This is a genomic window from Pseudonocardia humida (assembly GCF_023898865.1).
GTDB classification, from domain to species: domain Bacteria; phylum Actinomycetota; class Actinomycetes; order Mycobacteriales; family Pseudonocardiaceae; genus Pseudonocardia; species Pseudonocardia humida.
This window is the reverse complement of the sequence record NZ_JAGSOV010000087.1, coordinates 15,585-34,953: the sequence shown is the minus strand read 5'-3', so window position 1 is coordinate 34,953 and position 19,369 is coordinate 15,585. Positions and strand designations below refer to the sequence as shown.

Below are 19,369 nucleotides of genomic sequence, written 5' to 3'. Positions count from 1 at the left end.
GGTCCCCGGGGCTTTGGTTTCACCCCCCCGGGGGCGCCCCCCCCCCCCCCGGGGGGGGGCCCCCGGGGGGGGGGGGGCCCCGGTCCGGGCCGGTCAGCGCCCCAGGCGCTGGGCGAGCAACTGCTTGCCCTGCTCGCCGCCCTTGCGGCTCTCGCCCTGGGCGCGGCGGAAGAACTCCGCCAACTCGTTGTCGCCGTTGCGCTCGGCGTCCTGCGCGTACTGCTCCATGCGCAGCGCGTTGCTCAGGCACTGCTCGGTGAACCAGATCAGGTTGTAGTCCTTGTCGGCGGTGCCGGTGACCTGGCCGGACTCGGTCGCGCTCGTCATCGGGCGTCCCCTCTGTCGTCGGGTGGTGGACGTCACACGAGATACCCCGGGGAGCGCGGCGTAGTCGTCGGGGGACGGGCGGCGGGCCTTTCGACCCGGGATGGACCAGTGGGGTTCGGGTAGAACACCCACATGGCGGTCACCGCGACGAACGCACCGGACACCACCACCCGATCCGACCTGGAGCTGCTCGACGCCTGGTGGAGGGCGGCCAACTACCTCTCCGTCGGACAGATCTACCTGATGGACAACCCGCTGCTGCGCGAACCGCTGCGGCCCGAGCACGTCAAGCCCCGGCTGCTGGGGCACTGGGGCACCACGCCGGGGCTGACGTTCCTGTGGGCCCACCTCAACCGGGTCATCACCCGTGAGGAGCAGGACGCGCTCTACATCACCGGTCCGGGCCACGGCGGTCCGGGAGTGGTCGCGACGGCGTGGCTGGAGGGCACGTACTCGGAGCGGTACTCGCAGGTCCCGCAGGACGCCGAGGGGATGCAGGAGCTGTTCCGGCAGTTCTCCTTCCCCGGTGGCATCCCCAGCCACGCCGCGCCGGAGACGCCCGGCTCGATCCACGAGGGCGGGGAGCTGGGCTACTCGCTCATGCACGCCGCGGGTGCGGCGTTCGACAACCCCGACCTGCTCGTCGCCTGCGTGATCGGCGACGGGGAGGCCGAGACCGGCCCGCTGGCCGCGAGCTGGCAGCAGAACAAGTTCCTGCACCCCGTGCACGACGGCACCGTGCTGCCGATCCTGCACCTCAACGGCTACAAGATCGCCAACTCGACCGTGCTGGCACGCATCCCGGACGACGAGCTGCTGGACCAGATGCGCGGGCACGGGTACCGGCCCTACCTGCTGGAGGGCGGGTTCGACGGCGAGGACCCGATGGCCGTCCACGAGCGCATGGCCGCCGTGATGGACGAGATCGTCGCCGAGATCGCCCGGATCCGGGCCCGCGCCGCCGAGCAGCTCGCGGCGGGCGAGGACGTGCAGCGGCCCCGCTGGCCCGCGCTCGTGCTGCGCACCCCGAAGGGCTGGACGGGGCCGAAGGAGGTCGACGGCCACCGGGTCGAGGGCACCTTCCGGTCCCACCAGGTGCCGCTCGCCGAGACCCGCACCAACGAGGCCCACCGGGCCCAGCTGGAGCAGTGGCTGCGCACCTACCGGCCCGAGGAGCTGTTCGACGCCGACGGCCGCCCGCACGCCGAGCTGCTCGCCCTCGCCCCGCGCGGCCCGAAGCGGATGAGCGCCACGCCGCACGCCAACGGCGGCGAGCTGCTGCGCGACCTGCGCCTGCCCGACTTCACCCGGCACGCCGTCGACGTCCCGGAGCCGGGCTCGGGGCCGGCCAGCGCGACCGGAACGCTCGGCGCCTGGCTCGCCGACGTCGTGCGGGCCAACCCGGACAACTTCCGGATCATGGGGCCGGACGAGACGGCGTCCAACCGGCTGCAGGCCGTCTTCGAGGCCACCGACCGGCAGTTCATCGGCCACATCCAGTCCGGCGACGACCACGTCTCGCGGGCGGGCCGGGTCCTGGAGGTGCTGTCCGAGCACCTGTGCCAGGGCTGGCTGGAGGGCTACCTGCTCACCGGCAGGCACGGCCTGTTCAACTGCTACGAGGCGTTCATCCACATCGTCGACTCGATGTTCAACCAGCACGCCAAGTGGCTGACCGCCACCCGGCACATCCCGTGGCGGCGCCCGATCGCGTCGCTGAACTACCTGCTCTCCAGCCACGTCTGGCGCCAGGACCACAACGGCTTCTCCCACCAGGACCCCGGCTTCATCGACCACGTGGTCAACAAGAAGGCCGAGATAGTGCGCGTCTACCTGCCACCGGACGCGAACACCCTGCTCTCGACCTACGACCACTGCCTGCGCACGCGGAACTACGTCAACGTCGTGGTGGCCGGCAAGAACCCCGGCCCGCAGTGGCTGACGATGGACGAGGCCATCGCCCACTGCACGCGCGGCATCGGGGTGTGGCCGTGGGCGTCCAACGACGACGGCGCCGAGCCCGACGTCGTGCTCGCCTGCGCGGGCGACGTGCCGACGCTGGAGGCGGTGGCCGCGGTCAGCCTGCTGCGCCGCCACCTGCCGGAGCTGAAGGTGCGCCTGGTCAACGTCGTGGACCTCATGCGCCTGCAGGACGAGCGCGAGCACCCGCACGGGCTGAGCGACCGCGACTTCGACGGGCTGTTCACCACCGACAAGCCGGTGATCTTCGCCTACCACGGCTACCCGTGGCTGATCCACCGGCTGACCTACCGGCGGCGCAACCACCCGAACATCCACGTGCGCGGCTACAAGGAGGAGGGCACCACCACCACGCCGTTCGACATGGTGATGCTCAACGACCTCGACCGCTTCCACCTGGTCATGGACGTCATCGACCGGGTGCCGGGCCTGGCGGTCAAGCACGCCGCGCTGCGCCAGCACATGGTCGACGAGCGGCTGCGCTGCCGGCGGTACACGCGCGAGCACGGGACGGACGCCCCGGACGTGGCCGACTGGGTCTGGCCGGACTCGACCGGCCCCCGGATGTGACGGGCGTGCGCGTCCTGGTCGTCAACGCGGGCTCGTCGTCGGTGAAGCTGGCGCTGCTGGACGGGGAGCGGGTCGTCGAGGAGCGCTCGGTCGATCCCGGCGACGCCACCGAAGCCCTCGCCGCGCTGGTGGGCGAGGGCGCCGACGCGGTGGGCCACCGGGTCGTGCACGGCGGCCAGCGGTTCACCGGCGCGACCCTGGTCGACGACGACGTCGTGGCGGCCCTGGAGCGGCTGCGCGAGCTCGCCCCGCTGCACCAGGGCCCCGCGCTCGAGTCGCTGCGCCAGGCCCGCGAGGCGCTGCCCGACGTGCCCCAGGTGGCCTGCTTCGACACCGCGTTCCATAGCACGATCCCGCCCGCGGCCAGCACCTACGCGATCCCGGCCCGGTGGCGCGAGGAGTTCGGGGTGCACAAGTACGGCTTCCACGGGCTGGCCCACCGGTGGGCATCGCGGCGGGCAGCGGAGCTGGTCGGGCGGCCGGTCGGGGAGTTGCGGACGGTCGTGGCCCACCTGGGCTCGGGGGCGTCGCTGTGCGCGGTCGACCGCGGCCGCTCGGTCGACACCACGATGGGCCACACCCCGGCGGCCGGGCTGGTGATGGGCAGCCGCGGCGGCGACCTCGACCCGGCCGTGCCCACCTACCTGATCGGCCGTGGGGTGGCCCCCGACGAGGTCGACGAGGGCCTGAACCGCTCCGGCGGGCTCACGGCGCTGGCGGGCACCTCGGACATGCGCGAGGTCGTCGCCCGCGCCGCGAGCGGGGACGGCGACGCCGCGCTCGCGCTGGACGTGTGGGCGCACCGGGCCCGCGGGCTCATCGCCGCCATGGTGGCCGCGCTCGGCGGGCTGGACGTGCTGGCGTTCAGCGGCGGGGTGGGGGAGCACCAGCCGCGGCTGCGCGCCCGGTTGGTCGACGGGCTCGGGTTCCTCGGGCTCGCCGTCGACCCCGACCGCAACGGGGCGGCCGACGGCGACGCCGTCGTCGGTGCGGAGGGGGCCGCGGCGGCGACCGTCGTCGTGCACGCCCGGGAGGACCTCGTCATCGCCGAGGAGGTGCGTCAGCTGCTGGGCTGATCCGCGGGCTCGGCCTGCCCGGCCGCCTCCCGGGGGTGCGAGAGCACGGCCCAGCCGGTGACCAGCAGGCCGAGCCCTCCGCCGAAGGCGACGACCGTGGTGGCGCGGTCGAGGTCGAACGACCAGCCGAAGGCGAGCACCGCCCGGTGGAAGCCGGTGGCGTCGAACGCGGTGAGCAGGGCGGCCAGCGCCCCGGCCGCGGCGCAGACCGCGAGCCCCAGCGGTCGGCGGGCCAGCACCAGCGCGGCCCCGGTGAGCCCGAGCGCCCAGCAGACGACGCCGATCCCGGCCGCGCCCAGCACCGCGCCTGCCGAGATCGGCACGCTCAGCACCAGCGCCGCGCCCAGCACGTGCACGACGTGCGCGGCGACCACGACCACCGCCACCGCGGCCACGCCCAGCTCGGCGGTCCGGGCCCCGGGCTCGCCGTCGCGCCTGCGCAGCGCGGCCGTGCCGCCGAGGCAGAACGTGCCCAGCGCGGCGGCGGCGGTCAGCGCCCACCACGGGGCGGGCGCCGGGTTCGGTGGCCAGACCCGGTCGCCGCGCACGACCACGGCCTCCCCGCCCACCAGCAGCGGGACCTCCCAGCTCGTGGCCGCCCCCGCGGGCGGTTCGGCCAGCCGGGGGTCGGTCCAGGCCGCCGATTCGCCGGGTTGCACGAGGGGCTCCTGGGCGCGCCCCCAGTCCGGCGGCGGGAGCACCTCGACCGTGCGGTCGGTGCCGTTGTCCAGCCGCAGCCGGGGACCGCCCTCGACCACCGTGACGGCCAGGCCGCCGATCGCGGGCTCGACGCCCAGCAGCACCGGCAGGCTGGCGGCCGGCGGGCCCTCGACGTCGCCGTGCGCGACCGCCGAACCCGCGCCGACCAGCAGGAACAGCCCTACCAGCTGCAGCAGCAGCCGGGCGCGGCTCAGCGGAGGGCGGCCGCGGCCGGCCGGGTGGCCCGGTCGACCAGCTCGGCGAACACCAGCGCCAGCGCCGTCCACAGCACGAGGTGCCCGCCCAACGAGGCCAGCCGGAAGTCGTAGAGCACCGCGGCGGGGAAGTCGGCCGGTGTCTCGGCGATCGTCGGCAGCAGCACACCGACCAGCACGACCAGCACCAGGTAGCCACCGGCCGCGGCGAGCACCGCGTTCCACCAGCCGAGTGTGGCCGACAGCCGCCGGGCGAGCACGGTCGCACCCACCGCCAGCCCGACCGACACCGCCACCACCACCACGAACAGCCCCGTGCGCAGCCCGATCGTGTCGTCGGCGCTGGCGGCGGGCGGGTTGGCCGGGTACTTGATGAACGGCACCAGCACGGCGGCGACGAAGCCCACCGCGGCCACGACCACCACGGTCGCGCGCGCGCTCAGCGCCCCGAGCCTGCCCTGCGCCGTTGCGCAGACGAGGGCGAGGATGCCGCCCACGGCCACGCCGTAGATCACGAACCCGACGGCGAGGCCCACGGTGCTCTGCACACCCCGGCTCACCGGCGCCACGCCCGCCTCCTCGCCGGCCGCCGCGGCCAGCGCGTCCTCGTAGGCGATGCCGCCGTCGAGCGCGGGCTCGCCGACCAGGCCGGCGAACAGCGCGGCCAGCAGACCGGCCAGCAGGCCGGCCAGCATCCCGCGGACCAGGAGCGCGCGAACCACGTCCGTCCCCCCGCTCAGTGGCAGGGGAAGCCGAGCAGGTGCCGGCCGTCGTGCACGAACTCGTGCAGCACCTCGCCGGAGAACACCGAGGTGGCACCCTGGTCCATGCCGACCAGGTAGAGCAGCGCGAGCAGCACGACCCCGGCGAAGAGGGCCCACGGGGCGATCTCGCGCAGTGGGATCGGAGCCGGGATCGCGACGGGTCGGGGTTCGGCGGCGGCCTGCGACATCGGCTACTCCACTCCTGCGGTGCACATCTGAAGAGTTGTTCAGGTGTGGAGTCTTGGTGGGCGGCGCGCGGGTGTCAAGGTTGGTGGCGGCCCTCCGGGAGGGCCGCCACCAACGCCATCGCGCACGCCGTGCCCGTCTACCCGCAGGGCTGCAGTGATCTCCGGCACGGCCACCGCAGGCGGGAATGACCCGGACGTGCGGCGCGTCACTGGACGAGATCGGGGGGGCACCGATTAACCGCAGGCGCTTTGTCGGTCCTTCCTCGTAGCGTGCACCCAGATCCCGAACGCAGAGGAAGACCGTGACGACCACGACGCACCCCCAACCCGGTGAGGCGACGGCGCCGCCGACCGCGCTGAGCCCCCGCGACCGCACCGTGATCGGGGTGCTGCTCGTCTCCGCGTTCGTCGCGATCCTGAACGAGACGACCATGACCGTCGCGCTGCCCGTGCTGCTGCGCGAGCTGCAGATCGAGGCGAGCGTCGGCCAGTGGCTCACCGCGGGCTTCCTGCTGACGATGTCGGTGGTGATCCCCATCACCGGGTTCCTGATCCGGCGGGTCGGCACCCGCGTCCTCTACGGCACTGCCATGGCGCTGTTCAGCGTCGGGACGCTGGTCGCCGCGCTCGCCCCCGGTTTCGGGGTCCTGCTGGTCGCCCGCATCATCCAGGCAGGCGGCACGGCGATCATGATGCCGCTGCTGATGACCACGGTGATGACGCTCGTGCCGCCGCAGCGGCGCGGCGCGCTGATGGGCAACATCTCCATCGTCATCTCGGTGGCGCCCGCCATCGGGCCGACGGTCTCCGGCCTGGTGCTGCAGACCTTCGGCTGGCGGGCGATCTTCTGGTTGGTGCTGGTCGTCGCCGTGGTCGCGCTGGTGCTCGGGCTGCGGAAGATGAGCGACATCGGCGAGCGCACCGACACCCCGGTCGACCTGCCGTCGGTGGTGCTGTCCGTGCTCGGCTTCGGCGGCCTGGTCTACGGGCTCAGCTCGATCGGCCACTCGAGCGACGGCGGCCAGACGCCGGTCGCGGTGTGGGTGGCGTTCGGCGTCGGCGTGGTGGGGCTGGCGCTGTTCGTGGCCCGGCAGATCCGCCTGCAGCGCACCGACCGCGCCCTGCTCGACCTGCGCACCTTCCGGTCCCGCACCTTCACCACGGCCTCGGTGCTGATGATGGTCATGATGGCCACGCTGATCGGCACCATCGTTCTGCTGCCGATCTACATGCAGGGCGTGCTCGGCCTCGACCCGCTGACCACCGGCCTGCTCCTGCTGCCCGGTGGGCTGCTGATGGGGCTGATGGGCCCGGTCGTCGGCCGCCTCTACGACCGGTTCGGCCCGCGCACCCTCCTGGTCCCGGGCACCGTCCTGACCAGCCTGTCGCTGTGGTCGACCACCCTGTTCAGCGCGGACAGCGCGTCGTGGCAGGTCGTGGCGTTCCACGTGACGCTCAGCGCGGGCCTGGCGCTGGTCTTCACCCCGCTGTTCACCGCGGGCCTCGGATCGGTGGAGCCGCGCTTCTACTCCTACGGCAGCGCGATCTTCGGCACCACCCAGCAGCTCGCCGGCGCGGCCGGGGTGGCCGCACTGGTCAGCGTGATGAGCGTGCGCGCCGCCGGGCTGGCCGCCGAAGGCGCCCCGCTCGCCGAGCAGACCGCGGGCGGCGTGCACGCGGCGTTCCTGGTCGCCGCGGTGCTGTCGCTGACCACGATCGTCGGCGCGTTCCTGATCCGCGTCCCCGAGGTCGAGGGCCCGGAGACCTTCGCGTCCCCGGAGCCGGGCGAGCCGGCGGCCCCGGCGACGGGCGCCGCCGCGGCGGTGCCGGCCACGGCCGTCGAGGCGCGCGACGGCGCAGGCTCCGCGAGCTGACCCACCCCCGGCCGGTGGACGAGCACGACTTCCGCCGCTGGATCGACGGCTACGAGAGGGCGTGGCGCTCCCCGGGCACCGCGGGCCTCGCCGAGCTGTTCACCCCCGACGCCTCCTACCGGCACTCGCCCTACGCCGAGACGATCTCCGGGCTGGCCGCGATCGAGCGCGACTGGGAGGCCGAGCGCGACAGCCCCGACGAGTCGTTCACCATGAGCGCCGACGTGCTGGCGGTGAACGCCACCGACCCGGTCGGGCCGCTGGGGATCGCCCACGTGCTGGTGCGCTACGAGGATTTCACAGGTCACGAGTACCGCGACCTGTGGCTGGTGCGGTTCGCGCCCGACGGGCGGGCGCGGGAGTTCGAAGAGTGGCCCTTCTGGCCGGGGCAGGGGTGGCACCCGGAGGCGGAGTCCTCGCCGGGCTAGCGCCCCCACCTACGTGCGCCTGTCCCGCTTCCGCTTTTGTCCGGCTCGTGATCGTCGTATGGTCTGAGCGCCAGGCGAGACGTTGTTCCGTGAGATGGAACGACCGCGACGCAGGGGAGACGACGATGACGACCTCCCGTCCCGACGACGTGACGGACACCCGACCCGGCGGGCTGCGCCGGGTCGTCACCGGTGCCCTCGTGGGCACCGCGCTCGAGTGGTACGACTTCTTCATCTACGGCACCGCGGCGGCGCTGGTGTTCAACCGGCTGTTCTTCCCGCAGTCCGATCCGGCCGTCGGCACGCTCACCGCCTTCCTGACCTTCGGTGTCGGGTTCGTGTTCCGGCCGCTGGGCGGCATCCTGTTCGGCCACATCGGCGACCGCATCGGGCGGCGGGAGACGCTGATCCTCACCACGCTGGTGATGGGCGTGTCCACCGGCGTGATCGGGTTGCTGCCCACCTACGACTCCATCGGGGTCTGGGCGCCGGTGCTGCTGGTGGTGCTGCGGGTGATGCAGGGGCTGGGGGCGGGGGCGGAGTTCGGCGGGGCCTCCACGCTGCTGGCCGAGCACGCGCCGCCGGCCCGGCGCGGCTACTACACCTCGTTCGCCCAGACCGGCGTGCAGATCGGGCTCGTGCTGGCCACGGTGTCGTTCCTGCTGGTCGGGCTGCTGCCCGAGGAGGACCTGCTGAGCTGGGGCTGGCGGGTGCCGTTCCTGGTCAGCTTCGCGCTGATCGGGGTGGCGCTCTACGTCCGGCTGCGGGTGGAGGAGTCGCCGGTGTTCCGGGCGATGGCCGCCCAGCAGCGGGTGATCCGGATGCCGGTGCTGGAGGTGTTCCGCTCCTACCCACGCAACATGCTGATCGGGGTGGGCGCGCACATCGCCGACACCGCCGCGGTGTACCTGTTCGCGACGTTCACCGTCTCCTACGCCACCAGCACGCTCGACGTCCCGCGCAGCACCGTGCTCACCGGCGTGATCCTGTTCGGGATCGTGGTGATCATCCTGCAGCCCGTCTACGGGACGCTGTCGGACCGGATCGGGCGCAAGCCGCTCAACGTGTTCTCGGTGGTGTTCCTGGCCGCGTTCATCTTCCCGTTCTTCCTGCTGCTGCGCACCGAGCAACCCGTGCTGGTGGTGCTGGCGCTGGTGGTCGCGACGGCGTTCGGCGTGGCCCCGATGATCGCCGTGCAGCCCGCGTTCTACGCCGAGCTGTTCGGCGCCCGCGTGCGCTACAGCGGGTTCGCCACCTCGCGCGAGGTCGGCGCGGCGCTGGCCGGGTTCACCCCGCTCATCGCCGCCGCGATGGTCACCGACGACGGCGCACCGTGGTGGGTCGCGCTGTACATGATCGGGCTGTGCGCGGTCTCGCTGGTCGCGTTCCTGGCCGCACCTGAGATGAAGGACATGGACATCACCGAGGCCGGACCGGCGAAACTGATCTCCGAGAGGTGACCGCGACGGCGCGGCACCGCGGGCGTGGAGGGTCGCGATGGAGCTGAACGGGACGGTCGCGGTGATCACCGGCGGGGGCACTGGCATCGGCGCGGCCTGCGGGGAGGCGTTCGCCCGGGCCGGCGCGGCGGCGGTGCTGGTCGGATACAGCCGCTCGGTCGACGAGGCGGAGCAGACCGCGCAGCGGCTGCGCGAGCTGGGCGCGGAGGGCTCGGCCGCGGTGTTCATGGACGTGCGCGACGAGGCCGCCGTGCGCGCGGTCGCCGCGGCGGCGGTGGCCGAGCACGGTCGGGTCGACGTGCTGGTCAACAACGCCGGCACGACCGACGCCACGCCGTGGGACGACCTGGAGGACATCACCGACGCCGCCTGGGACGAGGTGCTCGACGTCAACCTGCGCGGGGCGTTCCGGTGCACCCGCGCGCTGGCCCCGGCGCTGCGCGAGGCCGGCGGTGCGGTGGTCAACATCTCCTCGATCGCCGGGCACCGGGCGGGCGGGTCGTCGGTCGTCTACGGGGTGAGCAAGGCGGCGCTGCTGCAGCTCACCCGGTCGCTGGCCCGGGTGCTGGCCCCGCAGGTGCGGGTGTACTCGGTCTCGCCGGGGGCGGTGGCCACCCGCTGGCTGACCCGCGTCTTCGACGAGGCGGCCGTCGAGCGGGCCAGCGCCGACACCCGGCGGACGCCGCTGGGGCGCCTGGCGCGGCCCGAGCACGTGGCGCAGGTCGTCGTCGGGCTGCTCGGCATGGACCTGGTCACCGGGGAGGACGTCATCGTCGACGCCGGCCGGTCGATCCTCTACTGACCGCATACCCTGCGGTCGTGCCCCGCCCGTCCGGCAGCAACGCCGTGGAGAAGACCCTCGCGGTGCTGGACGCGCTCGGGGACCACGAGCGGATCTCCGACATCGCCCAGGCCACCGGCCTGCACAAGTCCACCGTGCACCGGATCCTGCAGGACTTCGCCCGGCTCGGGTTCGTCCGCGTCACCGAGCAGGGCACCTACCAGGGCGGGGCGCGCATCCTCGGGCTGGCCGGGCGGGTGCTGGCGCGCACCGGCGCCGCCCAGCGCGCCGAGCCGGAGCTGGCCGCGCTGCAGGCCGACTGCGGCGGCGCCGTGCACCTGGCGCTGGTCGACGGCGACGAGGCCGTCTACGTGGCCAAGGTGGAGGGCGACAAGCCCTACCGGATGGCGTCGCGCGTGGGGATGTCGCTGCCGCTGCACTGCACGTCGATCGGCAAGGCGGTGCTCGCCGCGCTGCCCGAGCCGGACGTGCGGGCGCTGCTGGCCCGCACCCGGCCGGTGGCGCGCACCGCGCGCACGCTCGTGGAGCCGGACGCGGTCGTCGGGCACCTGGTCGGGGTGCGCGAGCGCGGCTACTCCGTCGACGACGAGGAGAACGAGCTCGGGGTGCGCTGCGTGGGCGCCGCCGTGTTCGACCACACCCGCAGGGTGATCGGCGCGGTCAGCGTGTCGCAGCTGGTCAGCGACCCCGACGGGCGCCCGCCCGAGGAGCTGGGCCCCCGGGTGGCCGCCGCCGCGCGGGAGATCAGTCGCCTGCTGGGCGCACCCGGCTGAGGGCGGCGCGCGTCTCGGCGAGGGTCGGGACGCGGCCGGTGCCGCCTTCACCGGCCAGCGACAGCGCGGCCGCCGCCGTGCCCAGCGCCACGGCCACCTCGACCGGATCGCCCAGCGCCAGCCGGGCCGCCGCGGTGCCGGCCAGCGCGTCGCCCGCGCCGGTCTGGTCGACGACCCGGTCGGGCCGCACCGGCGGCACGATGGTCGGCTCGGGTGCGCCGGTGAGCAGCAGCACGCCGTCGGCGCCCATGGTGACCGCGGCGGCGCGGGCCCCGGCCGCGCGGACGCGCTCGGCGGCCTCGCCCGGGTCGGCCGTGCCGAGCAGCGGCTCGGCGTCGCCCGGGCAGGACGGGGTGACCAGCGCGGCGTGCGGGGCGACCCGTTCGAGGACGTCGAGCGCCGCGGCCGGGGTGGTGAGCCGGGGGCGGAAGTTGGGGTCGTAGACGACCGCCCCACCCGCCGCGGCCACGGCCGAGGCCGCGGCGAGCACGGTCTCGGTCGCGCTCGCCGACAGCGCGGCGGTGATCCCGCTGACCAGCAGGCAGGACGTCGTGGCCAGCAGGTCCGGGTCGAGGTCGTCGGGCGAGAGCCGGGACGCGGCGCTGCCCCGGCGCAGGTAGACGAACTCGGCCTGGCCGGTGGGGTCGGCCCCGGACAGGTACGCGCCGGTCGGCGCGGCGGGGTCGAGCCGGACGATCGGCTCGACCCCCAGCTCGGCGATCCGCTCCAGCAGCCGCCGTCCCAGCGGGTCGTCGCCGACCCGGGTGAGCAGCGCGGTGCGGGCGCCGGCCGCGGCCGCGGCGGCCGCCGCGTTGAGCGCGTCGCCGGAGAACGACAGCCGGAAGGTGACGGCCGCGTCCAGCGGGTCGGTCGAGGTGAGCTCGATCATCGGCTCGCCGATGACCAGCACGTCGTAGCCGCTCACCCGCGGGCCCCGGTGAGGGCGGCGAGCTGCTCGGCGACGCGCGCCGGGTCGCTCTCGAGCGCGCGCAGCAGGTCGCTGCCCACCCCGACGGCCAGCGCGCCCGCGTCGAGCCACTGGGCGACGTCGGCGAGGCCGACGCCCCCGGTGGGCACGATCCGGGCGTCGGGCAAGACCGGGCGCAGCGAGCGCAGGTACTCCGGGCCGCCGACGTGGGCCGGGAACAGCTTGGCGATGCCCCGCCCGCTCGCCTGCGCGATCTCGCCCGGGGTGAGACCGCCCTCGACCAGCACCAACCCGATCTCGCCCGCGGCCAGCCGGACGTCGGGAGCCGGCCACGGGGTGACCAGGAACCGGGCCCCCGCGTCGTGGGCCCGCCGCACGTCGTCGGGCTCGCGCACGGTGCCCACGCCGAGTAGCAGTCCGGGGTGGTCGTGGCCGGCCGCGGCGAGGGCGGTCGGCCAGTCCGGGGTGGTGGTGGTCAGCTCGACGACGGGCAGCCCGGCCCCGACCAGCGCGTCGACGTGGGCGCGCGCGGCGTCGGGGGACGGTGACCGCAGGACCGGCAGGACCCGGGCCGACCGCAGTAGATCGGCCAGAGTTTCATGAGAGAGAACGCCATTCCGGCTCACGGACCCATTCTAGGGCGAACGCGCGTCGGACGCAGCGACGCGGGCTCGTCAGCTGAGCGAACGGCGCGCTCGACCAGCCTGCCCGGCCCGGTGGCCCGCTCGCTCGGCTCGCGGGAAGGATCTATTGACAAATTTTCTTGTCGGTGAGACCCTCGCCCCATGACCGACGACTTCGAGATGCACCTCGTGCTGCCCGCCCCGCCCGAGACGGTGTGGGCCCACCTGCGCGAACCGGAGCTGCTCGGGCGCTGGTTCGGCTGGCACCACGACGGCTTCGACGCCGAGCTGCGCGAAGTGTTCGTCGACGCGGTGGTCGTCGAGCGGCCCGGGCGCGAGTTGGTGATCGCCGGCGGGCACCGCTTCACGGTGGACGGGCACCCGGCCGGCTCGACGCTGCACGTCAGCCGTGTGTCCCCGGCGGACGGTTCGGCGTGGGACCCGTCCTGGCGGCCGATCGAGGAGGGCTGGGTGACCTTCCTGCAGCAGCTGCGCCTGGTGCTCGACCTCGACCCGGCGGCCGCGGCCGGCACCCGCCACACCGTGATGCGCAGCGGCTCGCCCCGGGCGGGGCTGGTGACCGACGCCGGCCCCGGCAGCGCCTGGAGCGCGCGCCTCTTCGGCCCCGAGGAGCTCGCCGGCACGGTGTGGTTCCGCACGCCCCACCAGCTCGGCCTGCGGGTGCACGGCTGGGGCGACGGCCTGCTCACGATCATGACCGACGTCCCCGGCGGCGAGGGACGGGTCGTCCTCACCACCTACGGCCGCTCCGACGACGCCGCTGCCGCCACCGAGCGGGACCTCCTGCGCTGGTGGGCCGGCGTGACCGACACCGTCCCGGCGAGCTGATCGGGCGGGTCGCGCCCGCGACTACCCCAGCAGCGGGCGCAAATGCGCCCAGGCCCACTGGCCCAGCGTCGTCGGCGTGGTGGTGCGCAGCTCCCGGGGCTGCTCGGGGACGAAGCCGTCGCGGGTGCCCGCGGTCATCCCGACGATCCCCTCGACCGCGGCCTCGGGCAGCCCCGCGCCCCGCAGCTGACCGCGGACGTCGTCGTCGGAGAGGTGCAGCGCCGCGATCTCCCGCCCGGTGGCCTCGGTGAGGACCTCGGCGACGCGGGAGTGGGTGAGGTCCTCCGGGCCGTGCACGGCCTGCACCTCGCGGCCGCTCCACCCGGCGGCCAGCAGCCGTGCGGCCACCACCTCGCCGACGTCGCGCGGGTCGACCCAGGGCAGGGGGGCGTCCAGGGGCATGGTCGTGGGCAGCACGCCCTCGCGCAGGGCGTCGACGCTCATCAGCAGGTTGCTGAAGAAGTAGCCGCAGCGCAGGTGGGCGACCGCGGCGCCGGTGGCGTCGAGGCTCTCCTCGATGCGGGCCAGCCCGTCGATGTGCCCGGCGCCGTGGCGCCGCTCGGCGCCGACGCTGCTCAGGAACACCACGTGGTCGATGCCGTTGGCGCGCACTGCCGAGGCGGCGACCTCGCCGAGCCGGGCCGACGCGCCGATCGGGTCGTCGTCGACGTGGGGGGTGGTGTCGAGCCAGAACAGCGCGTGCGCGCCCTTCGTGGCCTCCAGGACGTAGTCGGTGTCGCGCTGGTCGCCCACGCGCACGTCGACGAGGGCGCGGGTCTCGGGGTCGAGCTTGTCGGGGTCGCGCAGCAGCAGGGTGGGGCGCACGCCCGCCTGGACCAGCAGGCGCACGACGCGGCTGCCGACCTGGCCGGTCGGTGCGGTGACGGCGATGCTCATGCCCGGCACCGTAGGCGCGGGGACCGACAGATCGGGGCGAACCGCCCCCGGGCTCAGCCGGCGAGCGGGCGCAGGCCCTCCAGCAGCGGGGTCGTCGGGCGGCCGGCCAGTCGGGACAGGTCGCCGGTCCGGACGGCCAGCGCGCCCTCGCGGATGGCGCCGTCCATCGCGACGAGGAACCCGACCAGCTGCGGGTCGACGCCGTTGCCGACGAGGATCCGCCGGTGCTCCTCGGGGGAGACCGAGCGGTGCGCTACCTCTCGCCCGAGCAGCGTCGAGAAGGCGGCGGCCAGGTCGTCGAAGGTCCAGGCCTCGTCGCCGGAGAGCTCGTAGGCCTTGCCCTCGTGGCCCCCACCGGTCAGCACGGCGGCGGTGGCGGCGGCGAAGTCGGCCCGGGTGGCGCTGGCGACGCGGCCGTCGCCGACGCTGGTCAGCAGCACGCCCGACCCGCGGACCTGGTCGAGGCTGCGCCCGTAGTTCTCGGTGTACCAGCCGTTGCGCAGGAACGTGAACGGCAGCCCGCTCTCCCGCACGATCGCCTCGGTCCGGACGTGGTCGGGGGCGATCGGCAGCGGCGTGTCGTCGGCGCCCAGGACGCTGGTGTAGACCAGGCGCCCGACGCCGGCCGCAGCCGCGGCCTCGACGGCGTTGCGGTGCTGCCCCACCCGGTCGGCCAGGTCGCCGCTGGAGATCAGCAGCACCGTGTCGCCCGCGGAGAACGCCTTCGCGAGGGTGCCCGGGTCGGTGTAGTCGATGGCGACGACGGCCACCCCGCGCCCGGCGAGGTCGGCGAGCTTGTCCGGGCTGCGCCCGGCCGCGACGAGCTGGTCGGCGGGCACGCCCCGGTCCAGCAGCTCGGCGAGCACCAGCCGGCCGAGGTGGCCGGAGGCGGCGGTGACGACGATCGACATGGTGGCCTCTCGGGGGAACGACAAGTACTTTCGCATTCAAGCATCCCGGCGCCCGCCGGACGGCCGCAACTCGCCTTCCGCCCCATGAGGGGTTAGGACTCCGGGGTGGACCGAACCGAGGACCCGACGCACACCGACATCCGGGCCGCCGTCCGCGACCTGTGCCGGCGCTTCCCCGACGAGTACTGGATGCGCCACGACGACGACCGCGAGTTCCCCTGGGAGTTCTACGACGCCGTGCGCGACGGCGGCTGGCTCGGGCTGACCATCCCCGAGGAGTACGGCGGCGGCGGGCTGGGCGTCACCGAGGCCGCGCTCGTCGAGCGCGAGATCGCCGCGTCCGGGGCCGGGATGAACGGCTGCAGCGCCGTGCACCTGGGGGTCTTCGGCTTCCAGCCGATCATCGAGCACGGCTCGGCGGAGCTCAAGCGGCGGTTCCTGCCCCCGGCGGCCCGCGGTGAGCTGCACGTCTCGTTCGCGGTGACCGAGCCCGACGCCGGTACCGACACCACCGCCATCTCCACGTTCGCCCGCAAGGTGCCCGGCGGCTACCGGGTCACCGGCAAGAAGGTCTGGATCACCAAGGCCCAGGAGTCGCAGCGGATGCTGCTGCTGTGCCGGACCAGCCCGCGCGACCCGGGCGGCCCGCGCACGGCCGGCATGACGCTGCTGTTCGCCCCGATCGACCGCGACGCCGTGGACGTGCGCCCCATCCCGAAGATGGGGCGCAACGCCGTGGACACCAACGAGCTGTTCATCGACGACCTGTTCGTCCCCGACTCCGACCTCGTGGGCGAGGAGGGGCGCGGCTTCCGCACGATCCTGGGCGGGCTCAACGCCGAGCGGGTGATCATCGGCAACTGCGCGCTGGGCATCGGCGAGGCGGCGCTGCGCCGCGGCGTCGAGTACGCGAAGCAGCGCGAGGTCTTCGGCCGGCCGATCGGGAAGAACCAGGGCATCGCCTTCCCGCTCGCCGAGGCCCGCATCCGCCTCGACGCCGCCGAGCAGGTGGCCGACCGGGCGGCCTGGCTGGTCGACCGGGGGCTGCCGTGCGGGCGCGAGGCCAACGCGGCCAAGTACCTCTGCGCCGAGGCCGGCTTCTTCGCCGCCGACACCGCCCTGCAGGTGCACGGCGGGTTCGGCTACGGCCGGGAGTTCCACGTGGAGCGCTACTTCCGGGAGGCCCGGCTGCTGCGGATCGCGCCGATCAGCCAGGAGATGGTGCTGAACTACACCGCCGAGCACGTGCTCGGGCTGCCCCGCAGCTACTGACTAGCCTGCGCCGAGTGGAAGGTCCCTACCGCCGTCGCTCCGCCCGGGTCCTGCTGATCGACGCGGCCGACCGCGTCCTGCTGCTGCACGCGCACGACCGCGACCTCTCCTTCTGGATGACGCCCGGCGGCGGCGTCCACGACGGCGAGCCGCTGCCCGAGGCGGCCGCCCGCGAGCTGCGCGAGGAGGTCGGGTTGGCCGTCACGGCCACCGACCTCGGCGCACCGGTCGCCTTCAGCGGCGGCTACGTGAAGCTCGACTGGGCCGAGGGCGTCTTCCGCGACGACTTCTTCGCCCACCGCGTCGCCTCGCACGAGGTCGACACGGCCGGCATGGAGGACCTCGAGCGCGGCGTGGTCGACGGCCACCGCTGGTGGACCGTCGACGAGCTCGCCGCGACCACCGAGGCCGTCTACCCCTTCGGCCTGCCCGGCCTGTTGAGCGAGCTGATCGCCGGTCGCGTCCCCGCCGAACCGGTCGAGCTGCCCTGGCACCACTGACCGCCTTTCCGGGGGCGACGCGTCACTCGCCCGTGCGAACCGCGGATCCTCGGCCACCCTGGGACGGTGCCCCTGATGCCACGCCCCCGTCCGGAGGGCGTACCCGTCCGGGCCGCGGCCCCGCGCTGGGCCGTCGCGGGCGCGTTCGTGGCGACGGCCCTGATCGCGGTCGTGCAGGGGGTGCGGGCGTTCCGGCGGCCCCATCTGGTCGAGACCTACCAGGCCAGCCAGTTCTGGGTGACCTACGAGCACGGGTTCGTCCGGCGCGGGTTGCCCGGCCACGTGCTGGCCGCGCTGGTCGGCGGGCCGCCGACGGCCGGGCAGGTCACGGCGGCGGCGTTCGCGCTGATGGCGCTGGGGGTGGCGGCGCTGCTCGCGCTGGTGCTCGTGATCGCGCGGTCCGCCCCCCGTCCGGTGCGGCCGACGGTGACCGCGCTGCTGGTCTGCTCGCCGTTCACGTTCGCGCTCGTGCTGCAGGACATCGGGCGCTACGACGCGGTCGGGTTCGCCGCGATGGCGGTGGCTGTCGTCGGGGCGCTGCGCTGGGCGCCGGGGCCCGCGCTGCTCGCCTCTGGCCTCGCGCTGCTGGTCGCGGCGGCCGCCGAGGAGGTGCTGGCCGCGTTCCTCGCCCCCGTCGCCGCGCTCGCGGCCTGGCGGTTGATGGCGGCGGCAGGCCCGGCGGCCCGGGCCGGGGCGGCCGCGGCGACGGTGCTGCCCGGTGTGGTGCTCGCCGTCTGGGGGCTGACCGCCAACCCGCCGACAGCGGCGCTGTTGGCGATGGTCGACGAGGCGAACGCGGAGCGCCCGGACATCATGCGGTCGAGCCCGGTCAACGCCATCGCCTCGCTGTCGCAGAACCTGCGCGACGCGCTGGACCACCTGGCCGAGATGGCGCCGCACGTGATGCCGCTGCTCAACCTGGTGTTCGGCCTCTGTTGCCTCAGCGCCGCCGCACTCGTGTGGCGGCTGACCGGTCGCCGCGAGCCGCGGCTGTTCCGCTCGTTGGTCGCCTGGTGCGTGCTGGCCGCCATCGGCCTGGGCATCGCCGGCATCGACTACCGCCGCTGGTGGGCGCTGGCGTTCGTCACGCTGGTGGCCGCCGTCCCGCTGCTGCGGCCCGGGCCGCGGCAGCCGGTCCCGGGACCGCCGGTCGGCTCGGCCCGGCCGGTCGTGGTGGTGGCCGTGCTGGCGGTGTCGGTGGCGGCGCAGGTGGTGCCCGTCGGCGCCGCCATCCTGCTCGACCCGGCCGCTCAGACCCACATCATCCTGACCGAACGGCCGTAGGCTCGGCCCGTGATCTTCAGCGTCTGGCTCTCCGCAGCCAAGCCGTGGGACGAGGTGCTCGACCTCGGTCGGCACGCCGAGGCGACCGGGTGGGACGGCCTGTGGGTGGCCGACCACTTCATGCGCAACGGCGACGGCCGGAACGACGACCCCATGCACGAGGCGTTCGCCCTGCTCGCCGGGCTGGCCGCGGTCGTGCCCCGGGTGCGGCTGGGCCCGCTGGTGGCCGGCAACACCTACCGGCACCCGGCGGTGCTGATGAAGGCGGCGACCACCATCGACCACATCTCCGGCGGGCGGATGGTGCTCGGCATGGGCGCCGGGTGGCAGGTCAACGAGCACGAGGCCTACGGCATCGCGCTGGGCGGCGTGCGCGAGCGGTTGGAGTGGTTCGAGCAGGCCTGCCGCATCCTCACCGGCCTGCGCGACGACGACCGCACGACCGTGCCCGGCCGTTACGGCGTCGTCGACGCACCGCTCCAGCCCAAGCCGGTGGGCCCGATGCCACTGCTGATCGGGGCGAGCGGGCAGAAGGTGATGGCCCGGATCGTGGCCACCTACGCCCAGGAGTGGAACACCTGGAGCACGCCGGCGCAGTGGCGGGAGAAGCGCAGGGGCTACGACCGGGCCCTGGACGAGGCCGGCCGCGACCCGGCCACCCTGCACACCTCCACCCAGGCCCTGGTCTTCCCCGGCGCGGACGGCGCGGCGAAGGCGGAGAAGGTGCTCGCCGGGGGCGCGGGCCGCGCGGCCATCGGCGGCACGGGCGCCCAGCTCGTCGACACCGTGGGGCAGTGGGCCGAGGCCGGGCTGGACGAGCTGATCATCCCGGACTTCACCCTCGGCCCGCCCGAGCGCGCCCGCGACGCCCTCGACCAGCTGATGGCCGAGGTCGTGCCGCACTTCCGGACCTGAGCCGCGGGCCAGGCCCCGGAGCGCCGACATGAAC

General features: G+C 74.6%; 20 protein-coding genes. 12 read left to right on the top strand and 8 right to left on the bottom strand.

Annotated features, from left to right (window positions below; genetic code table 11):
• Positions 1–93: 93 nt before the first annotated feature.
• Positions 94–327: a hypothetical protein gene (locus KDL28_RS37140; RefSeq protein WP_252446182.1), complete on the bottom strand. Its 234-nt coding sequence runs from the start codon at positions 325–327 to the stop codon at positions 94–96.
• Between the two features lie 132 nt (positions 328–459).
• Between KDL28_RS37140 and KDL28_RS37135 the strand changes: the two genes are divergently transcribed.
• Both KDL28_RS37135 and KDL28_RS37130 read left to right on the top strand, forming a co-directional pair.
• Positions 460–2,877 (top strand): phosphoketolase family protein, encoded by a 2,418-nt coding sequence (locus KDL28_RS37135; RefSeq protein ID WP_252446181.1) that lies wholly within the window; start codon positions 460–462, stop codon positions 2,875–2,877.
• Between the two features lie 5 nt (positions 2,878–2,882).
• On the top strand, positions 2,883–3,953 hold the full coding sequence (locus KDL28_RS37130) for an acetate/propionate family kinase (protein ID WP_252446180.1): 1,071 nt from the start codon (positions 2,883–2,885) through the stop codon (positions 3,951–3,953).
• Here the strand turns inward: KDL28_RS37130 and KDL28_RS37125 are convergent.
• From KDL28_RS37125 to KDL28_RS37115, 3 genes are read right to left on the bottom strand one after another with little or no spacing between them, the layout of a single operon-like run.
• Positions 3,938–4,939, bottom strand: coding sequence for a hypothetical protein (locus KDL28_RS37125; protein ID WP_252446179.1), 1,002 nt, complete (start codon positions 4,937–4,939; stop codon positions 3,938–3,940). The two genes, KDL28_RS37130 and KDL28_RS37125, sit on opposite strands and share 16 nt — an antisense overlap.
• Positions 4,864–5,589, bottom strand: a complete 726-nt coding sequence (locus KDL28_RS37120) for a CbtA family protein (protein WP_252446178.1) — start codon at positions 5,587–5,589, stop codon at positions 4,864–4,866. Before KDL28_RS37120 ends, KDL28_RS37125 begins: the two co-directional genes overlap by 76 nt.
• Before the next feature lie 14 nt (positions 5,590–5,603).
• Positions 5,604–5,819 (bottom strand): CbtB domain-containing protein, encoded by a 216-nt coding sequence (locus KDL28_RS37115; RefSeq protein ID WP_252446177.1) that lies wholly within the window; start codon positions 5,817–5,819, stop codon positions 5,604–5,606.
• Between the two features lie 302 nt (positions 5,820–6,121).
• Between KDL28_RS37115 and KDL28_RS37110 the strand changes: the two genes are divergently transcribed.
• From KDL28_RS37110 to KDL28_RS37090, 5 genes are all read left to right on the top strand, one after another.
• Entirely contained in the window at positions 6,122–7,693 is a 1,572-nt protein-coding gene (locus KDL28_RS37110) for a DHA2 family efflux MFS transporter permease subunit (protein WP_252446175.1), read from the top strand.
• Between the two features lie 14 nt (positions 7,694–7,707).
• Entirely contained in the window at positions 7,708–8,121 is a 414-nt protein-coding gene (locus KDL28_RS37105) for a hypothetical protein (RefSeq protein ID WP_252446174.1), read from the top strand.
• A 125-nt stretch (positions 8,122–8,246) separates the two neighbouring features.
• A complete protein-coding gene (locus tag KDL28_RS37100; RefSeq protein WP_252446173.1) occupies positions 8,247–9,581 on the top strand; it encodes an MFS transporter in 1,335 nt (444 codons plus the stop codon).
• Positions 9,582–9,618: 37 nt separating this feature from the next.
• Positions 9,619–10,383, top strand: a complete 765-nt coding sequence (locus tag KDL28_RS37095; RefSeq protein WP_252446172.1) for an SDR family NAD(P)-dependent oxidoreductase — start codon at positions 9,619–9,621, stop codon at positions 10,381–10,383.
• 17 nt (positions 10,384–10,400) lie between these two features.
• Complete coding sequence (locus KDL28_RS37090) at positions 10,401–11,156, top strand: IclR family transcriptional regulator (RefSeq protein ID WP_252446171.1); 756 nt, start codon at positions 10,401–10,403, stop codon at positions 11,154–11,156.
• On the opposite strand, the gene KDL28_RS37085 is transcribed toward KDL28_RS37090, so the two are convergent.
• Entirely contained in the window at positions 11,128–12,081 is a 954-nt protein-coding gene (locus KDL28_RS37085; protein ID WP_252446170.1) for a PfkB family carbohydrate kinase, read from the bottom strand. The genes KDL28_RS37090 and KDL28_RS37085 overlap by 29 nt on opposite strands.
• Complete coding sequence (locus KDL28_RS37080; protein ID WP_252446169.1) at positions 12,078–12,710, bottom strand: bifunctional 4-hydroxy-2-oxoglutarate aldolase/2-dehydro-3-deoxy-phosphogluconate aldolase; 633 nt, start codon at positions 12,708–12,710, stop codon at positions 12,078–12,080. The genes KDL28_RS37085 and KDL28_RS37080 overlap by 4 nt, the downstream gene beginning before the upstream one ends.
• A 159-nt stretch (positions 12,711–12,869) precedes the next feature.
• Here KDL28_RS37080 and KDL28_RS37075 point away from each other — a divergent pair, with 159 nt between their 5' ends.
• Entirely contained in the window at positions 12,870–13,556 is a 687-nt protein-coding gene (locus KDL28_RS37075; RefSeq protein WP_252446168.1) for an SRPBCC family protein, read from the top strand.
• A gap of 21 nt (positions 13,557–13,577) precedes the next feature.
• Here KDL28_RS37075 and KDL28_RS37070 read toward each other — a convergent pair whose 3' ends face one another.
• Together KDL28_RS37070 and KDL28_RS37065 are read right to left on the bottom strand one after the other, a co-directional pair.
• Positions 13,578–14,453, bottom strand: a complete 876-nt coding sequence (locus tag KDL28_RS37070) for an NmrA family NAD(P)-binding protein (RefSeq protein WP_252446167.1) — start codon at positions 14,451–14,453, stop codon at positions 13,578–13,580.
• Between the two features lie 53 nt (positions 14,454–14,506).
• On the bottom strand, positions 14,507–15,400 hold the full coding sequence (locus tag KDL28_RS37065; protein WP_252446166.1) for an SDR family oxidoreductase: 894 nt from the start codon (positions 15,398–15,400) through the stop codon (positions 14,507–14,509).
• A gap of 69 nt (positions 15,401–15,469) precedes the next feature.
• Here KDL28_RS37065 and KDL28_RS37060 point away from each other — a divergent pair, with 69 nt between their 5' ends.
• The 4 genes from KDL28_RS37060 (at position 15,470) to KDL28_RS37045 (ending at position 19,335) form a co-directional block, all read left to right on the top strand.
• Positions 15,470–16,636, top strand: coding sequence for an acyl-CoA dehydrogenase family protein (locus tag KDL28_RS37060; protein WP_252446165.1), 1,167 nt, complete (start codon positions 15,470–15,472; stop codon positions 16,634–16,636).
• A gap of 14 nt (positions 16,637–16,650) precedes the next feature.
• Positions 16,651–17,136 carry an NUDIX hydrolase gene (locus KDL28_RS37055; protein WP_252446164.1) on the top strand — a complete coding sequence of 162 codons (486 nt, stop codon included), beginning with the start codon at positions 16,651–16,653 and terminating at the stop codon, positions 17,134–17,136.
• A gap of 75 nt (positions 17,137–17,211) precedes the next feature.
• Positions 17,212–18,420 (top strand): Rv1490 family membrane protein, encoded by a 1,209-nt coding sequence (locus tag KDL28_RS37050; protein WP_252446163.1) that lies wholly within the window; start codon positions 17,212–17,214, stop codon positions 18,418–18,420.
• 9 nt (positions 18,421–18,429) lie between these two features.
• Complete coding sequence (locus KDL28_RS37045; RefSeq protein ID WP_252446162.1) at positions 18,430–19,335, top strand: LLM class flavin-dependent oxidoreductase; 906 nt, start codon at positions 18,430–18,432, stop codon at positions 19,333–19,335.
• Positions 19,336–19,369 lie beyond the last annotated feature (34 nt).

Excerpts from the sequence above, each read along its gene's own strand:
- KDL28_RS37140 (WP_252446182.1), bottom strand. The coding sequence starts at position 327 with ATGACGAGCGCGACCGAGTCCGGCCAGGTCACCGGCACCGCCGACAAG.
- KDL28_RS37135 (WP_252446181.1), top strand. The coding sequence starts at position 460 with ATGGCGGTCACCGCGACGAACGCACCGGACACCACCACCCGATCCGAC.
- KDL28_RS37115 (WP_252446177.1), bottom strand. The coding sequence starts at position 5,819 with ATGTCGCAGGCCGCCGCCGAACCCCGACCCGTCGCGATCCCGGCTCCG.
- KDL28_RS37100 (WP_252446173.1), top strand. The coding sequence starts at position 8,247 with ATGACGACCTCCCGTCCCGACGACGTGACGGACACCCGACCCGGCGGG.
- KDL28_RS37095 (WP_252446172.1), top strand. The coding sequence starts at position 9,619 with ATGGAGCTGAACGGGACGGTCGCGGTGATCACCGGCGGGGGCACTGGC.
- KDL28_RS37075 (WP_252446168.1), top strand. The coding sequence starts at position 12,870 with ATGACCGACGACTTCGAGATGCACCTCGTGCTGCCCGCCCCGCCCGAG.
- KDL28_RS37070 (WP_252446167.1), bottom strand. The coding sequence starts at position 14,453 with ATGAGCATCGCCGTCACCGCACCGACCGGCCAGGTCGGCAGCCGCGTC.
- KDL28_RS37065 (WP_252446166.1), bottom strand. The coding sequence starts at position 15,400 with ATGCGAAAGTACTTGTCGTTCCCCCGAGAGGCCACCATGTCGATCGTC.
- KDL28_RS37050 (WP_252446163.1), top strand. The coding sequence starts at position 17,212 with ATGCCACGCCCCCGTCCGGAGGGCGTACCCGTCCGGGCCGCGGCCCCG.